A 276-nucleotide genomic window follows, 5' to 3' on the forward strand; every position below is an offset into this window, starting at 1 on the left:
GATCTGATGCTTGCGTGCCATGCTGAAAATATCACTGAGACGTTGCTCTACCTGCTGTAGCCGGTGGGGGTTAATGTCTACCTGCTCCAGATAGTGACGTAACGAGTGACCTGCTTCCTCGAGCAGTATCTGGGCTTGCTGCATCAAGTCACGTGCTTCTGTCAGGCTGGTGTGCTGGTCATCAATACGCAAGAGTTGCTGATAGGCAACCCAGGCCATCTGGGCTGCTCCCTGGCTGTCACCGTCGTCACCTGTGCTGGCGGCCAGTGCCTGTTG

General features: G+C 55.8%; 1 pseudogene. It reads right to left on the reverse strand.

The features are described from left to right. Window positions 1-276 (reverse strand): annotated as a pseudogene (locus Q4563_RS19650) (DNA repair protein RecN); the annotation flags it as partial.

The organism is Gilvimarinus sp. 1_MG-2023 (assembly GCF_030548285.1).